16 protein-coding genes are annotated in these 15,042 nt (G+C 65.3%); 6 read left to right on the top strand and 10 right to left on the bottom strand.

The window, feature by feature from the left end:
* Positions 1-377: 377 nt before the first annotated feature.
* Positions 378-1,283 (bottom strand): LysR family transcriptional regulator, encoded by a 906-nt coding sequence (locus ABWO90_RS07645; protein WP_353190608.1) that lies wholly within the window; start codon positions 1,281-1,283, stop codon positions 378-380.
* 160 nt (positions 1,284-1,443) lie between these two features.
* Here ABWO90_RS07645 and ABWO90_RS07640 point away from each other — a divergent pair, with 160 nt between their 5' ends.
* Genes ABWO90_RS07640 through ABWO90_RS07630 form a run of 3 tightly spaced genes read left to right on the top strand, consistent with a single transcriptional unit; the run spans position 1,444 to position 3,250 of the window.
* A complete protein-coding gene (locus tag ABWO90_RS07640) occupies positions 1,444-1,653 on the top strand; it encodes a tautomerase family protein (RefSeq protein WP_023597244.1) in 210 nt (69 codons plus the stop codon).
* Positions 1,653-2,492 carry a 2-keto-4-pentenoate hydratase gene (locus tag ABWO90_RS07635; protein ID WP_353190607.1) on the top strand — a complete coding sequence of 280 codons (840 nt, stop codon included), beginning with the start codon at positions 1,653-1,655 and terminating at the stop codon, positions 2,490-2,492. Before ABWO90_RS07640 ends, ABWO90_RS07635 begins: the two co-directional genes overlap by 1 nt.
* Positions 2,489-3,250 (top strand): 2-keto-4-pentenoate hydratase, encoded by a 762-nt coding sequence (locus ABWO90_RS07630; RefSeq protein ID WP_353190606.1) that lies wholly within the window; start codon positions 2,489-2,491, stop codon positions 3,248-3,250. The genes ABWO90_RS07635 and ABWO90_RS07630 overlap by 4 nt, the downstream gene beginning before the upstream one ends.
* 127 nt (positions 3,251-3,377) lie before the next feature.
* Here the strand turns inward: ABWO90_RS07630 and ribD are convergent, their stop codons facing one another.
* The 5 genes from ribD to hemL all read right to left on the bottom strand — a co-directional run bounded on the left by ribD (position 3,378) and on the right by hemL (position 8,010).
* A complete protein-coding gene (ribD, locus tag ABWO90_RS07625; RefSeq protein ID WP_353190605.1) occupies positions 3,378-4,475 on the bottom strand; it encodes a bifunctional diaminohydroxyphosphoribosylaminopyrimidine deaminase/5-amino-6-(5-phosphoribosylamino)uracil reductase RibD in 1,098 nt (365 codons plus the stop codon).
* A gap of 6 nt (positions 4,476-4,481) precedes the next feature.
* Positions 4,482-5,057: a TPM domain-containing protein gene (locus ABWO90_RS07620; protein WP_353190604.1), complete on the bottom strand. Its 576-nt coding sequence runs from the start codon at positions 5,055-5,057 to the stop codon at positions 4,482-4,484.
* Between the two features lie 5 nt (positions 5,058-5,062).
* Positions 5,063-5,932, bottom strand: coding sequence for a TPM domain-containing protein (locus ABWO90_RS07615; RefSeq protein WP_502922572.1), 870 nt, complete (start codon positions 5,930-5,932; stop codon positions 5,063-5,065).
* Between the two features lie 73 nt (positions 5,933-6,005).
* Complete coding sequence (locus ABWO90_RS07610) at positions 6,006-6,620, bottom strand: LemA family protein (protein ID WP_353190603.1); 615 nt, start codon at positions 6,618-6,620, stop codon at positions 6,006-6,008.
* An 85-nt stretch (positions 6,621-6,705) separates the two neighbouring features.
* Positions 6,706-8,010: a glutamate-1-semialdehyde 2,1-aminomutase gene (hemL, locus tag ABWO90_RS07605; protein ID WP_353190602.1), complete on the bottom strand. Its 1,305-nt coding sequence runs from the start codon at positions 8,008-8,010 to the stop codon at positions 6,706-6,708.
* Between the two features lie 149 nt (positions 8,011-8,159).
* Here hemL and rnk point away from each other — a divergent pair, with 149 nt between their 5' ends.
* Positions 8,160-8,585: a nucleoside diphosphate kinase regulator gene (rnk, locus tag ABWO90_RS07600; protein WP_353190601.1), complete on the top strand. Its 426-nt coding sequence runs from the start codon at positions 8,160-8,162 to the stop codon at positions 8,583-8,585.
* A gap of 168 nt (positions 8,586-8,753) precedes the next feature.
* On the opposite strand, the gene ABWO90_RS07595 is transcribed toward rnk, so the two are convergent.
* Positions 8,754-9,356, bottom strand: coding sequence for a phosphatase PAP2 family protein (locus ABWO90_RS07595; protein WP_353190600.1), 603 nt, complete (start codon positions 9,354-9,356; stop codon positions 8,754-8,756).
* A 608-nt stretch (positions 9,357-9,964) separates the two neighbouring features.
* On the opposite strand from ABWO90_RS07595, the gene ABWO90_RS07590 reads away from it, so the two are divergent.
* Both ABWO90_RS07590 and mgtA read left to right on the top strand, forming a co-directional pair.
* Positions 9,965-10,156, top strand: a complete 192-nt coding sequence (locus ABWO90_RS07590) for a hypothetical protein (RefSeq protein WP_353190599.1) — start codon at positions 9,965-9,967, stop codon at positions 10,154-10,156.
* An 88-nt stretch (positions 10,157-10,244) separates the two neighbouring features.
* Complete coding sequence (gene mgtA / locus ABWO90_RS07585; RefSeq protein ID WP_353190598.1) at positions 10,245-12,974, top strand: magnesium-translocating P-type ATPase; 2,730 nt, start codon at positions 10,245-10,247, stop codon at positions 12,972-12,974.
* A 116-nt stretch (positions 12,975-13,090) separates the two neighbouring features.
* On the opposite strand, the gene ABWO90_RS07580 is transcribed toward mgtA, so the two are convergent.
* From ABWO90_RS07580 to ABWO90_RS07570, 3 genes are all read right to left on the bottom strand, one after another.
* Positions 13,091-13,618, bottom strand: coding sequence for a hypothetical protein (locus tag ABWO90_RS07580; protein WP_353190597.1), 528 nt, complete (start codon positions 13,616-13,618; stop codon positions 13,091-13,093).
* 76 nt (positions 13,619-13,694) lie between these two features.
* A complete protein-coding gene (dapA, locus tag ABWO90_RS07575; protein WP_353190596.1) occupies positions 13,695-14,558 on the bottom strand; it encodes a 4-hydroxy-tetrahydrodipicolinate synthase in 864 nt (287 codons plus the stop codon).
* Positions 14,559-14,639: 81 nt separating this feature from the next.
* On the bottom strand, positions 14,640-15,017 hold the full coding sequence (locus tag ABWO90_RS07570; protein ID WP_353190595.1) for a hypothetical protein: 378 nt from the start codon (positions 15,015-15,017) through the stop codon (positions 14,640-14,642).
* Positions 15,018-15,042 lie beyond the last annotated feature (25 nt).

Raw genomic sequence — 15,042 nt, 5'->3', positions numbered from 1 at the left:
TGGTCGGTATTGGATCATTCTGCCGAGGCCGGCGAGAACGATGCGCCATAGTAGCGTAATACGCAGTCCAATTGGAACCGGTATAGAGGTGCATCCCGAAACCCGCATGGGTAAAGGGTTTCAAAAGGGTCGGAAGAATTAAATAAGACGCCTCACAACGATACTCCGTAGTACTACGCAGATAAACGTAATTCAAAACACCGCTTGAATCGGCAAATCGGGGCCACGTTGATCGGCGGCTTTGGACTACCGATCAGGACATTTTGGATACAATTTTCGCCAGAGTGGAATCCAATTAAATCCCATTGCATCCGATTTGATATACGGCGGCATATGCGGGCGGATATGTCGCGCCCACGGGGGCGCCTGTGCGATGGCTACATGGCCAGAGGTTGAGGGCGGTTGCGCGAATGCCGGATCAGCGCAAGAAACGCGGCGAGGATCGGCGAATCGTCGTCGCGCCGGTACATGCAGTTCAGTTCGATGGAGCGTAGTCGCCGCGACTTCAGCGGCCGGTACACCACACCGGGCAACCGCAGGTTTGCTGCCGACTCGGTTGTCACGCAGATGCCGAAGCGGCTCGCCACGAGCGCCATCGACGTCACCACATCCTCGACTTCCTGTTCCACGCGCAGCGTCACGCCTTCGTCGCGGAACGCGGCCGCGACTTCCTCGGCGAGGCCCGGCACCGGCGCGTTCGGGTAGAGGATCATGCGCTCGTTGTCGAGATCGGCGAGCGTGAGCGATGCGCGCTCGCACAACGGGTGACCTTCATATAGCGCGATGAGATACGGCTCGCGGTGAATCCAGTCGACGACGAGATCCGGCTCGTCCGGAATCAGACGGTTGAAGCCGATGGCGATGCGCCGTTCGCGAAGGGCGGCGATCTGCTCCGTCTTCGACAGGTTGTGCAGGCCGATCTTCACTTCCGGACGTTCCGTATGAAAGCTCGCCAGCAGGCGGGGAATCGCGTTCAGAATGCCCGAACTGAAGATGCCGACGTCGAGCCGGCCGATATAGCCTTCGCCCGCCAACCGCGTCTGCTCCTCGGCGCGACGGGTCAGCGAGAGGATATTCGGCACCTCGGCGAGCAGTGTCTGCCCGGCGGCGGTCAACGTCGCCCCCTTGGGTGTGCGCACGAAAAGCGCCGTGCCCAACTGGGCTTCGAGCGCGTGAATGTGTCGGGTGAGCGGCGGCTGCGCCATGTTCAGTCGCTCCGCTGCCCGTCCGAAATGCCCTTCCTGCGCCACGGCGAGGAAGTACCGCATCTGCTTGATATCCATGAAGACCTCGTTTCAACGTCATGACCGCACACGGCGGCGACGCCATCATCCAATACCGAAATGGTATCGGAATTGGGAAATTTGGTATTGGACGGTATCTTGTTGCGCGCGCATCATTGGGCACGAAGCCTCTTTTCGGGCATTTTCAGGGGACAGCATCATGCCAATCGTACATATCAACCTGGTGGAAGGTCGCGACGACGCCACCGTCAAGGCCTGTGTGAAGGCCGTGGCGCGCACCGTGCACGAGACGCTCGGCGCGCCGCTCGAATCGATTCGCGTCTACGCGACGCAGGTGCCGGCCGCCCACTGGGCCGTGGGCGAGCGTACCAAGGACGAGCCGGCCGCGCCGGCCAAGGCTGGCGCGTGATGGGAGCGACCTACAAGCACGACGCCGCCACGCACGCCCGTCTTCAACAGGCGGCCGACGCGCTGCTCGAAGCCGAGCGCTCGCACAAGTTCATCGCCCCGCTGCGCGACACGTATGCGCCGCTGAGCATCGACGACGCCTACGCGATTCAACGCATCAACACCGAGCGCCGTCTGGCCGCCGGGCGCCGCATCGTCGGTTGCAAGATCGGTCTGACGTCGGTTGCCGTGCAAAAGCAGCTCGGCGTGGACCAGCCCGACTTCGGCATGCTGTTCGACGACATGGGGTACGGAGACGGTGAGCCGATTCCCGCTTCGATCCTCACGCAGCCGAAGATCGAGGCCGAGATCGCGTTCGTGTTCGGGCGCGATCTGAACATCGAGAATCCCGGTCAGCTCGACGTGCTCAACGCCATCGACTACGCCCTGCCGGCGCTCGAAATCGTCGGCAGCCGCGTGGCCGACTGGAATATCCGCATCACGGACACGATTGCGGACAACGCCTCGTCGTCTGCGTTCGTGATCGGCAACACCCCGAAGAAGCTCTCCGAATTCGATGTGCGCATGTGCGGCATGGTCATGGAGCGTCGTGGCGAGCCGGTGTCCGTGGGTGCCGGAGCGGCCTGCCTGGGCAGCCCGATCAATGCCGTGGTGTGGCTCGCCCGCACGATGGCGGCCGTGGGCACGCCCCTCAAGGCCGGCGACCTGGTGCTCTCGGGCGCGCTCGGCCCGATGGCGGCCGTGACGCCCGGCGACATCTTCGAGACCCGTATCAACGGCCTGGGCTCGGTCCGCGCCGTCTTTGCCCCTGCCGACTCTGCCAGCGAGGCCGCACGATGAGCCACATTCAAGACTACGCCAAGCTGCTGGACGACGCGGCACACTTCGCCCACGAAGTCGAACAGTTCGATACCGACAATCGTCTGTCGCTCGACGACGCCTATGCCATCCAGGCCGCGTCGCTCGCTCGCCGGGCCGCGCGCGGTGAGACGCGTGTCGGCGTGAAGATGGGCTTCACGAGCCGCGCCAAGATGATCCAGATGGGCTTGTCCGACGTGATCTGGGGGCGCCTGACATCCGGCATGCAGGTCGAAGAGGGCACGTCGATCGACTTCAAGCGTTACGTGCATCCGCGCGTGGAACCGGAAATCGCGTTCATCCTGAAGAAGCCGCTCGAAGGCAACGTGACGGGGCCGCAGGCGTTGGCGGCGGTCGAGGCGATTGCCCCGGCCATCGAAATCATCGACTCGCGCTACAAGGACTTCAAGTTCACGCTGCCGGAAGTGATTGCCGACAACGCATCGTCCAGCGGTTTCGTGATCGGCGCGTGGCACAACCCGCACGTCGACTTCTCGAATCTCGGGCTGACGATGACGCTCAATGGCCGCACCGTGCAGGTCGGCTCGACGGCGGCGCTGCTCGGCCATCCGTTGCGTTCGCTGGTCGCTGCGGCCCGTCTGTCGGCCGCAGCGGGCGAGCCGTTGCAAGCGGGATGGATCGTGATGGCGGGCGGCGCTACCCCGGCCGAGTACATCCAGCCGGGTCAGTACGTGTCGGTCGAGATGGAGTCGCTCGGGCGCGTGGGCTTCCACGTCTGATCACGTGCCGATCGCTGCGTGAGCGGCATCGGCAAGGTCGGGAGCACCAACGAAAGCGGGGCGCCCCTTTGAGGGGGCGCCCCGTTTTTTTTAAAGAGATGCGACGGTCCGCCGCTTTATTTTCGCCTCAGTGCTGTGTCAGTCGAGCCATCACCCGCAGATCGCTGTCGATCATGCGCACATCGGTAAAGCGGAACGACAGCTTGTCGTCGAGCGACGTGAGTGCCGGCAGGTTGAACATGCCTTGTGCGTCGCCAACGATGCAGGGCGCGAAATACGCCAGCAATTCGTCGACGCAGTGCTCGCGCAGCAGCGAGCCGTTGAGCTTGTAGCCGGCTTCCACATGAACTTCGTTGAGCTGACGCTCGCCCAGCACGCGAAGCAGGGCGGGCAACTCGACCTTGCCGTTCGGATTCGGCAGGTCGAGCACTTCCACGCCGAGATCGCGCAAACGCGCGACGCGCTGCGCGTCGCCGTTCGCGCAGACCACGAGGGCGTTGCCGTTGGCGAGTACCTTGGCGGTCGGGGAGACGTCGAGCCGAGAGTCGACCACGATGCGCAGCGGCTGACGCGTGGTCTGCACGTCGCGCACGGTCAGTGACGGATCGTCTTCGCGCACGGTGCCGATACCGGTGAGGATGGCGCAGGCGCGCGCGCGCCAGGCATGGCCGTCCGCGCGTGCGGCGGGGCCTGTGATCCACTGGCTTACGCCGTTGTGAAGGGCGGTCTTGCCGTCGAGACTCGCTGCCACTTTCAGACGCACCCACGGTGTGCCCCGCGTCATGCGGGCAACGAAACCGATGTTCATCTCGCGTGCTTCGGTCTCGAGCAAGCCGCACCGCACATCAACGCCCGCCTCGCGCAGCATCGTCAGGCCGCGTCCGGCAACGACCGGATTCGGGTCTTCCATTGCCGCGATCACGCGCTTCACGCCGGCTTCGATCAGCCCCTTCGCACAGGGCGGCGTGCGGCCGTAGTGGCTGCACGGCTCCAGCGTGACGTAGGCCGTGGCCCCGCGCAGCGATTCACCACGCGAGCGGGCGTCTTTCATGGCCTGCACTTCGGCGTGGTCCTGCCCGGCAGGCTGCGTGAAGCCTTCGCCGATGACACGGCCGTCCTGCACGATCACACAGCCCACGCGCGGATTCGGCGTGGTGGTGAACATCGCGCGCTCGGCCAGCGCCAGCGCGCGACGCATGTAAGCAAAGTCCTGATCGGAAAACATGAGACGTCAGAGCATCAGCGGCCGGTCGGTCAACGCATTGGCCGGCGCTGCGCCGGCATGGGCCGGCAAGGATTCGCGCGCAATGCCGCGCAGGGTGTCCAAAGCTTCCAGCACGCTCGGGACATAGCGTTCGTCGCGGAAACCCGCGCTCATCTGTGTCACGACGGCGTCCCACCGATGCGTGGGCACCAGCGCATTGACGCCTTTGTCGGCCACCAGCTCGATGTCGTGATCGGCGAGGTTGATGTACAGAAGAATGCCGGTTCGCTCGCTGGTGTGGGTCACCCCGAGCTGACGAAACAGATGCACGGCGCGTTGACGGCACGACTGCCCGTGCCACACTGCCGCGAGCGGCATGGCGGCTTCGATCACGAGACGGATCTCGCAACGATGCTCCGCCTCGGACGCCCGGATCGCGGCTTCGAGCGTATCGAGCGCGCGGTCAGGGAAGATCCAGCGTGCGTGGGCGCGCCAGGTGCCGAAGTGCCGCAGCCAGCGCGAGACGTCATGCGCCTGTTCGTGCCGCGCTTCATGTGGCGTGCGATGCGGTTCCGAAGTCGTCGACGACGTGTCGTGTGTCATGGTCATCACCAGTTCCCCGAGGAGCCGCCGCCGTCGAAACCACCGCCACCGCCGCCGCCAAAACCGCCCCCGCCCCCGCCGCCCCCTCCGAAGCCGCCGCCATCGTTGCGTCCCCAGCCGCCGCCGAGTCCGCCTCCGAGGCCGGCACCGAAGCCGCCGGCGCCGATGCGTCCGCGCTGGCCGGTGAGCACGCGCGAGCGCGGGTCGTTGGCGTCCGCACCGGGCAGGCCGGGGCCACGGAAGCGCCTGCGGCTTTCCATGATCACGACCATCGCGATGATGAAGATGATGAACAGCAGCGGCAGGAAGTCCGACAGATCGGAGTGCGGCGCGCGTGTCGAAGGCAGATCGGGCGCCGGCAGCGCTTCGTTGTTCATCGCCGCCTGCACGGCCGCCACGCCGGCCGCGAGACCGCCGAAGAAGTCGCCGTTGCGGAAGTAGGGGGCCATCACGTCGCGCAGGATGCGCCCGGAGATCGCGTCGGTCAGCGAGCCCTGCACGCCGCGTCCGACCTCGATGCGCATCTTGCGCAGGTCGTTCGGATTGTTCTTCGCGATGAGCATGATGACGCCGTCGTCGACGCCCTTGCGCCCGGCCTTCCATGCGTCCGCTACGCGAATGCTGTACTGGTCGATCGTCTCGGGCGCCGTGCTCGGCACCATCAGAATGAAGATCTGGCTGCCGCGCTGTTGCTCGTATTGCGCGAGCTGCGTCTCGAGTGCGTTGCGTTGCTCGGGCGTCAGCGTACCGGTCAGATCGGTCACGCGCGCCGTGAGCGCGGGCACGGCCACCAGATCTTCCGCGCCGGCCGGCAGCGCCAGCCAGCACAGGCTGGCGAGCACCAGCGCCCAGAGCATCCACACCGGGCCCGGCATGCGCGAGCGCGTGCCGTTGACCCGGACTGCCTGATTCGCCTGAACTGCCCGAACCGCCACCATGAACCGCTCCTTAGAACTTGACCGTCGGGGCCGTCGAGATCGCCTTCTCGTTCTCGACCGTGAAGTTCGGCTTGGCGCTGTAGCCGAACATCTTGGCCGTCAGATTGTTCGGGAACTGGCGCACGTACACGTTGAAGTCCTGCACCGCCTGAATGTAGCGATTGCGCGCCACGGTGATGCGGTTTTCCGTCCCTTCGAGTTGCGACTGCAGGTCGCGGAAGAGGCCGTCGGCCTTCAGGTTCGGATAATTCTCCGAGACGGCCATCAGGCGCGACAGTGCGCCCGACAGCTCACCCTGCGCCTGCTGGAAGCGCTTGAACGCCTCGGGGTCGTTCAGCGTCTCGGGCGTGACCGTGATGCTGGTGGCCTTGGCGCGGGCGTTGATCACGTCGGTGAGCGTCGACTGTTCATGCGCCGCGTAGCCCTTGACCGTATTGACCAGGTTCGGCACCAGGTCGGCACGTCGCTGATACTGGTTGACGACCTCGGCCCAGGCGGCCTTGACCGCTTCGTCCTTGACCTGGATCTCGTTGTATCCGCACGCGGACAGCAACGACGTGAGCAGCCCGAGCGCGAGCCATCGGACGAACGACTGGCGAAGTTTCGCCGGCAGCAGCATTTGCATGGTGTTTCCCCTTGTTATGGGCGAACGAGTGACCAATGACGTGAGAACGTCACGCGGCAAAGGGTAGCGGATCGACCCGCGGCGCTCACGCGAGTGTCCCGAACGCGTCGCGCGCGGCGTCGATCGTCGCATCGATGATCGTGTCGTCGTGCGTGGCGGAGACGAAACCGGCTTCGAACGCGCTCGGTGCGAGATACACGCCGCGATCGAGCATCGCATGGAAGAACTTGTTGAAGCGCGCGACATCGGAGGTCGTGACTTCGGCGAAGCTCTGCGGCACGTTGGCGCGGAAGTAGAGCCCGAACATGCCGCCCACGCTGTCGCCGGAGAACGGCACACCGGCAGCTTGCGCCGCGTCGACCAGCCCGCTCACGAGTCGCGACGTGCGCTTGGCCAGGTCTTCGTAGAAGCCGGGCGCCTGAATCAGCTTGAGCGTGGCCAGACCGGCCGCGACCGCGAGCGGATTGCCCGAGAGCGTGCCGGCCTGATAGACGCCGCCGAGCGGCGCGAGGTGCGACATGATGTCGCGACGTCCGCCGAAGGCCGCCGCCGGCATGCCGCCGCCGATGACCTTGCCCAGACACGTGAGGTCGGCCGTAATGCCGTAGAGCGCCTGCGCGCCGCCCAGCCCGACGCGGAAGCCGCACATCACTTCGTCGAAAATCAGCACGGCACCGTGCGCGGTGCACAGCTCGCGCAGCGATTGCAGGAAGTGGCGCGAACCGCGTACGAGATTCATGTTGCCGGCGACTGGCTCGACGATCACGGCAGCGATCTCGCCACCCTGACCGGCGAACAGCTCGCGAAGCTGTTCGACGTTGTTGTACTCCAGCACGAGCGTGTCGCGCGTGACTTCGGGCGGCACGCCGGCCGAGGACGGCGCGTTGCGCGTCGAATCGGCGAAGGTGAGCAGGCCCGAGCCCGCCTTCACGAGCAGGCTGTCGGCGTGGCCGTGGTAGCAGCCCTCGAACTTGACGATCTTGTTGCGACCAGTGAAGCCGCGTGCCAGACGCAGCGCGCTCATCGTGGCTTCGGTGCCCGACGACACCAGGCGCACCTGCTCGATGGACGGCACGAGGCGGCAGATCTCCTCGGCCATGACCACTTCGGCCTCGGTCGGTGCGCCGAAGCTGAAGCCTTGCGTCATGGCCGCCTGAACGGCCGAAACGACTTCCGGATGCAGGTGACCGACGATCATCGGACCCCACGAGCCGATGTAATCGATGTAGCGCGTACCCTCGGCGTCCCACATATAGGGGCCTTGCGCGCGGGCGATGAAGCGCGGGGTGCCGCCGACCGAGCGGAAGGCGCGTACGGGCGAGTTCACGCCGCCGGGAATGGTTTGCTGGGCGCGCTCGAAGAGGGCGGCGTTGGTGGTGGATTCGGACATGACTTCAGCTTTGCGGCGTTGCCGGGCACAGGGGCCCCGATGCGTCGATTCTAGCGGATGCCGTCGGCGTCCGGGACTTCTCGCGGCGCGGGGGTTCTGTTAGATTGGGGGCAACTCTCTTAACGTCAAGGAAAAACAGGCCCGTCGACATGTCCACCGTCAACTCCCAACGTCCCTCGATTACTGTCTCGACTCTCGACATCGAACGCCTCGAAGCGCTCATGGCGCAGGCGCCGCGCGCGGCATTGCCGTATGTGGAGGCACTCGAAACAGAGCTCGCCCGGGCGAACGTCGTTGACCCGGAACAGATGCCGGCCGACGTTGCCACCATGAATTCGGTGCTGCGCTATCGCGATCTGGCCACGCAACAGGAACATCGCGTGACGCTGGTGTATCCGCAGCATCTGGCGGCTGCGGAAAACGGTCTGTCGGTGCTCGCGCCGGTAGGCAGCGCGCTGCTCGGCCTGCGCGTCGGTCAGTCGATCCACTGGCAAGTGCCGGGTGGCCACCTGATCGAGCTAGAATTGCTCGGCATCGACTACCAGCCGGAAGCCGCTGGCGAATACCACCGCTGATTCACCTCTCCGCAGCACCACTGGGAGATTCGGATCTCCCGAGTCTCCCAACCTTCCCCCGCAGTTTCACGCTTTCCCCCTCTCGGAATCTCCGCAGTCGTCCTGACGCGTTCGCGTTCGTCCCGAGATTGGGGCTGAATGTGGGACCGGCGGACCGGCCCCGGCGAATCAGCGACGCAGCCAGCCGCGTGCGATCGGCCACGCCATCAGGCGGCGGTAGATACCTTCGAAGATCGCCGTGACGATACGGCTCGTCTCGCGTGCGCTCGCCGTGCGCATGATCAGCGCGACGACGATCGACACGACCAGGCCGCCCAGCATGTCGACCGGCCAGTGCACGCCGAGATACACGCGCCCCCAGCACACGGGCAGGGCGCAGATCAGCAGCAGCTTGCCGAGCAGGCGCGGTGTGCGCGCCATCGTCCCCATCAGCACGAAGGCCGACGTGAACATGATCGAGGCGTGATTGCTCGGGAAGGCGCTCGTCGGCGCGTGCGGCAGCAGGTTCGTGCCCAGGCCGACGACGAACGGTCGCGGTTCGAACCACGCCAGCCCGATTACGAAGTTGACCAGCAACACCAGTCCCACGCCCAGCAGCCCGTGCACGGCGCCTTCGCGGTCGCGTCCGCCGGCAAGCCACAGCGTGAAGAGCCCCACCGGCAGGAGCAGGATCAGGTATTTGGCGAGGAAGACGGCTACGGCCAGTTCGCCTTCGCTGACGTTGGGCGAGGCGTTGATGGCCAGAAAGAGGGCGCGGTTGAGCGAATCCATGAAGTCCGGGACAAGTGATTGGCCACCGGTCGTGCGGCGACGCTGCCGGACCTTCTGCGATGGGATTCCCAGACGCAGTGCCAGCGCATCGACGGCCGCCGGCAGGCGGTTTGTGACGAAAACATGACAGATTCTGACGGAGTGTCTGCGCGATGGAAAGTTTCCGTTGTCATCATTTTGTAACACGTTGAATTGTCACTTTTCTTTCGACGCACTCGGGGGTAGAATCGCGCCGTCATAGCTCTCAGGAGGTCCTTCCGTGGACAGTAGTTCTAGTGGTAGTTGCCGGTCGACGCAGGTCGACACCATCACCGCGAGTTAGTCCCCGGGATCTTCCCCGCCGCTGACTCGCTTAGTCGGGTTGGCGCGCACCTCAGATGTTCGTATCGATCGCTCGATGCCCACGGCCACTGCGCCGAAGGGCGTTTTTGGGCCATACCGATAGCGTCCGTCTCTCGTAGCACGCTCCCTCATCAGTTTTACGTTTGCCGTTCGGGCTGTCCCGCCGTGCGTGTGTGTTCGCGTGTTGTCCCTGCCCGTCTGCCGGGCGAGTGACGCGAACCCGACGCCCGTGCCGGGCGGATTGCCGCGCGGCCGGGAGATGTATCGTGTTCCGTTACTCCATGACCCTTCGCGGAGGCAATCCGCAAGCCCTGATGCTGCCGTCCCAGTGCCTGCATCACTATCAGGTGGATTCGCACGCCGATGCGGCGTGCGCCACGGCGGCAGTGCCGGGCAAGACGGCGCGCCTGCGGCAATGGCTGGGTGCCGTCGTGCGTCGCGACAAGCGCGCCGGCTGACGCCACCGCCCGATCTTTCCGGGGCGCCGCCGATTCCCTGTTCCCCGAATCGCCGGCGCCTCTCCGAAGCCTTCTCTGGATGTATCCCATGCAACAAGCTCTCACGCTCAGCGAGCGTCTGATTGCGGTGCTCGGCGCGCGCCTCGGCCTGCGCTTCTTCCGCCGTCGCGACATGCTCGAAACGCTCGATGCGCCCGCCCACGGCCACGAGGCACCGCCAGGTCTGCTTGACGCCGCCCGCGACGCCGGACCGGACCTGCTCGCCCGTCTGCACACGACGCGCGACGGACTTTCCGACGACGAAGCCGCCACCGTGCGCGCACACGCCGGGTCCAATGAAGTCGAGCACGAAAAGCCGCTGCCCTGGTGGCGCCATCTCTTCAACTGCTACCGCAATCCGTTCAACCTGCTGCTCACTGCACTGGCCGCTGTCTCTTACGCGACCGACGACACCGAGGGAACGATCATCATCGCGTCGATGGTGATCATTTCCACGGTGTTGCGATTTGTGCAGGAAGCGCGTTCGAACAAGGCGGCGGAAAAGCTCAAGGCGATGGTCAGCACCACGGCGACCGTGTTGCGGCGCAATGTCGAGCCCGACGCTGCGAACGTGCGCGCGATGGGCCGACTGGGACGCGAAATCCCGCTGGCCGAACTCGTGCCGGGCGACATCGTGTTGCTCGCGGCGGGTGACATGATTCCGGCGGATGTGCGCATTCTGGCGGCCAAGGACCTGTTCGTCTCGCAATCGGCGCTCACCGGCGAGGCGCTGCCCGTCGAGAAATTCGCGCACGCCTGTGAGTCGGGGGGCAGCAACCCGCTTGCCTACGACAACCTTGCCTTCATGGGGACGAACGTCGTCAGCGGTTCGGCCACCGTCGTGGTGGTGGCTACCGGTGCGCGCACTTTCTTCGGCTCGCTCGCGCAACGCGTGAGCGCGCAACAACCGACCGTCACGTCGTTCCAGCAGGGCGTGAACCGCGTGTCGTGGGTACTGATTCGCTTCATGCTGGTCATGACGCCGATCGTCCTGCTCATCAACGGCTTTACTAAGCACGACTGGCTCGAGGCGTCGCTGTTCGCGTTGTCGGTCGCGGTGGGTCTCACGCCCGAGATGCTGCCGATGATCGTGACTGCCACGCTGGCGAAGGGGGCGGTGGTGCTCTCGCGCAAGAAGGTCATCGTCAAGCGGCTCGACGCCATTCAGAACTTCGGCGCCATGGACGTGCTCTGCACCGACAAGACCGGCACGCTGACGCAGGACAAGATCTGCCTGGAGCGCCACACCGATGTCTGGGGACACGCGTCGGAAGACGTGCTCGAACACGCCTATCTGAACAGCTTTTACCAGACCGGCCTGAAGAACCTGCTCGACGTCGCGGTGCTCGATCACGCCGAATTGCATCAGCGGCTGGACGTGGTCAACCGTTACCGCAAGATCGACGAGATTCCGTTCGACTTCCAGCGTCGTCGCATGTCGGTGGTGGTCAGCGAGAACGGCGAACACCACGAACTGATCTGCAAGGGCGCGGTGGAAGAAGTGATGGCGGTGTGCGACCGCGTGCAGCACGGTGCGAATGTCGAGCCGCTCACGCCCGACGTGCTGGCACGTCTGCGCCGCGTGACGGCCGATCTGAATGCCGAAGGTCTGCGTGTCGTGGCCGTGGCGACGCGCCATCTGCCGCCGGTGCGCGACAGCTACAGCGTTGCCGATGAAAGCGAACTCGTGCTCGTCGGCTATATCGCGTTCCTCGATCCGCCCAAGGAGTCGACGGCGCCTGCACTGAACGCGCTCGCTGCCGCAGGCGTCGACGTCAAGGTACTGACCGGCGACAACGATCTCGTGACAGCCAAGGTCTGCCGCGAGGTCGGTCTGAAGGTGACCGGCTGCGTGCTCGGCGACGACATCGAAGCGATGAGCGACGCCGAGCTTGCCACGACGGTCGGGCGTGCCAACGTGTTCGCCAAGCTGACCCCGGCGCACAAGGAGCGTATCGTGCGCATGCTGCGTGCGAATGGCCACGTCGTGGGCTTCATGGGCGACGGTATCAACGACGCCCCGGCGCTGCGCGCGGCGGATATCGGGATCTCGGTCGATACGGCGGTGGATATCGCCAAGGAAGCGGCCGATCTGATCCTGCTGGAAAAGAGCCTGATGGTGCTCGAGCAGGGCGTGATCGAAGGGCGGCGCACGTTCGCGAACATGCTCAAGTACATCAAGATGACGGCCAGCTCGAACTTCGGCAATGTCTTCTCGGTGCTGATCGCGAGCGCGTTCCTGCCGTTCTTGCCGATGCTGCCGCTGCAGTTGCTCACGCAAAACCTGCTCTACGACCTGTCGCAAACCACGATTCCGTTCGACAACGTCGACAGCGAGCAACTGACGAAGCCGCAGCGCTGGAATCCGGCGGATCTGTCGCGCTTCATGGTGTTCTTCGGCCCGATCAGCTCGATTTTCGACGTGCTGACGTTCCTCGCGATGTGGCATCTGTTCGGCGCGAACAGCGTGGAGCACCAGACACTGTTCCAGTCGGGCTGGTTCGTCGAGGGCCTGCTCTCGCAGACGCTGATCGTTCACCTGATCCGTACGCGTCGTCTGCCGTTCGTGCAGAGCCGCGCCGCATGGCCGCTCATGCTGATGACGGGGGCCGTGATGCTGATCGGCATCATGCTGCCGATGTCGCCGTTCGCCGAGACGTTCAAGATGCAGGCGTTGCCGCTGGCGTACTTCCCGATGCTTGCAGCGATCCTGCTGGCCTACGCCGTGCTTACGCAGATGATGAAGGGCATCTTCGCGCGGCGCTTCGGATGGCAGTGAGCGACACGGTGTCGTGCTGATCCACCCCGTCCGGCGGCGCTCGCCGGCGCAGGACGGGGCAGGACGAGCCGGATGAAGTCACGCAGCGCGCGCCAGGCAAGGCGCGCGCGTATGCGTCAGTTGACGTGCACGCGCGTGCCATCGCCTGCCGATGCGTACGTGGGCAGCCCCGCCTCCGAACGGCGATTGGGCGACACGACAATTCCCAGTTCGTCGTACAACGCGTCGAGCGCCTCGCGTGTGCCGACGAGCAGCGCCGTGGTTTGCCCGGTGACATCCGTGACGACGCTCACCAACGTCTGGCCCTGACACGTTTCATGCGCGGCGACGAACTGCGTCGATGTCAGCGCGGCGAGCGTTGCGAAACGTTCGGCCTGCACGATGCCGTTGATCTGAAAGACCGGCTGCGCGGCGCCCGTCGCGCGCGGCGCGAGTCGCACATGGGTGCCATCGCTATACGCGCCCAGCGCGGCGAACAGTCTCTCGCGGCCGTGCGTGCCGATGGCGCAGTAATCGCCGTGCACCCAGCGGGAAATCGTATTGCCGGTGATGCCGGTCGCATAGGCGAGCCGGGCGAGCGTGGTGCCGGAGAGCTTGATGAGCAGCCGGGCAACGGTGCGCTGGCGCTGTTCGATATCGTTCATGGCAAGTGTCCCGATGTGAACTTCGTAAGTCATGGATGGCGGGCGGCGACGCGAGGCTTCAGAACGCCATCGTCACTTACAGCTGAGCCTCGATCTCCTTGCGCAATGCCGGTGTACACGGCATGAGCGGACGACGCACGACCTCCGAGCACAGCCCGAGCGAGGCGAGCGCCGCTTTGATCGCCACCGGATTCGGCTCGACGAACAGGCGGCGGATCAGCGGCTTCATGCCGTTGAAGAGCGTGTTCGCGTGCGACACGTCGCCGTCGCGCACGTAGCGGAACAACTTCAGGTAGAGATCGGGGCGCACATGCGCGGCGGCCGAAATGCAGCCCGCCGCGCCTGCCAGCAGCGCAGGCAGCAGTTGCATGTCGTCGCCGCACAGCACGCGCATGTCGACTTGCGAGGGCAGATGCACGAGCGGATGCGCGTCGCACTCCTTGATGGCGGCGAACGCGTCGTGCGACGCGAGTTCGCGGATCGTGTCGACGCCGAGCGTGACGCCCGTGCGCAGCGGCACGTTGTAGAGCACCAGCGGCTTGCGCGTGCCGCTCGCCAGCGTTCGGTAGTGCCAGAGAATGCCTTCCTGTGACGGGCGCAGATAGTAGGGCGGCGGCACGAGATAGCCGGCGATCGGCAGATCGTCGAGGCGTCGCATCTGACGCGCGGCGTTGTTCGTGTCGGCCGCGCCGACACCGGCGAGCACCGGCGCATGACCGTGCGCGAGGTGGCAGGCCGCTTCGACGAGCCAGCGGCGCTCCTCGTCGTCGAGCAGCGTGCCTTCTCCCGTGGTGCCGGCCACGACGAGGCCGCTCACGCCGGCCGCGAGGTAGTAGTCCACCAGCCGCGCGAACGCGTTGCGGTCGATCTGGGCGCCGTTGGCGCCGGACATGGGCGTGACGAGTGGAATCCACACGCCTTCGAAGATGGCTGTGTTCATATCGTGTGAGGCTGGGTTGGCGAAACCGATGAAAAGGATGAATCGAATGACGTCGGCTCGATGCTGCGAGGCGCCAGGACGTTATGCCGTCAGACGCAAACGCAGCGCACCGAACTCGGCCTCGGGCAGCGACTGCATGACGACGTGCATGGCGTGCGACGCTTCGACACGCGGCAAGGCAATCGACACGACGGCGGCGGTGTCGCGCCGGATCGGGCGGATCGTCTCGACGCGCCACGGCAGCGGCAGGCTCATCGCCAGCGTTACGGCGAGCGTGGAGACGGCGGCGCGACTGAGCGTGATGTCGAGCGTGGCGTCGAGCCGCGCGCGAGGGGTGTGTCGATTGCGTTGACGCGTCACCGGGGCGAGCGCCATAACGGTGGGCATGGCGGGCAGTTCGGGTTTCGCGGTGTTGGCACCGGGAGGTTCGAGGCTGGCGGGCTGAGCAAGCGTGAGCATGGCAACGTGTCGGTGAACGACAGGA

Source organism: Pandoraea pnomenusa, from assembly GCF_040391475.1.
GTDB classification, from domain to species: Bacteria; Pseudomonadota; Gammaproteobacteria; order Burkholderiales; family Burkholderiaceae; genus Pandoraea; species Pandoraea pnomenusa_C.
The sequence above is the reverse complement of the archived record's forward strand: the minus strand, read 5'-3'. Positions and strand labels throughout refer to the sequence as shown.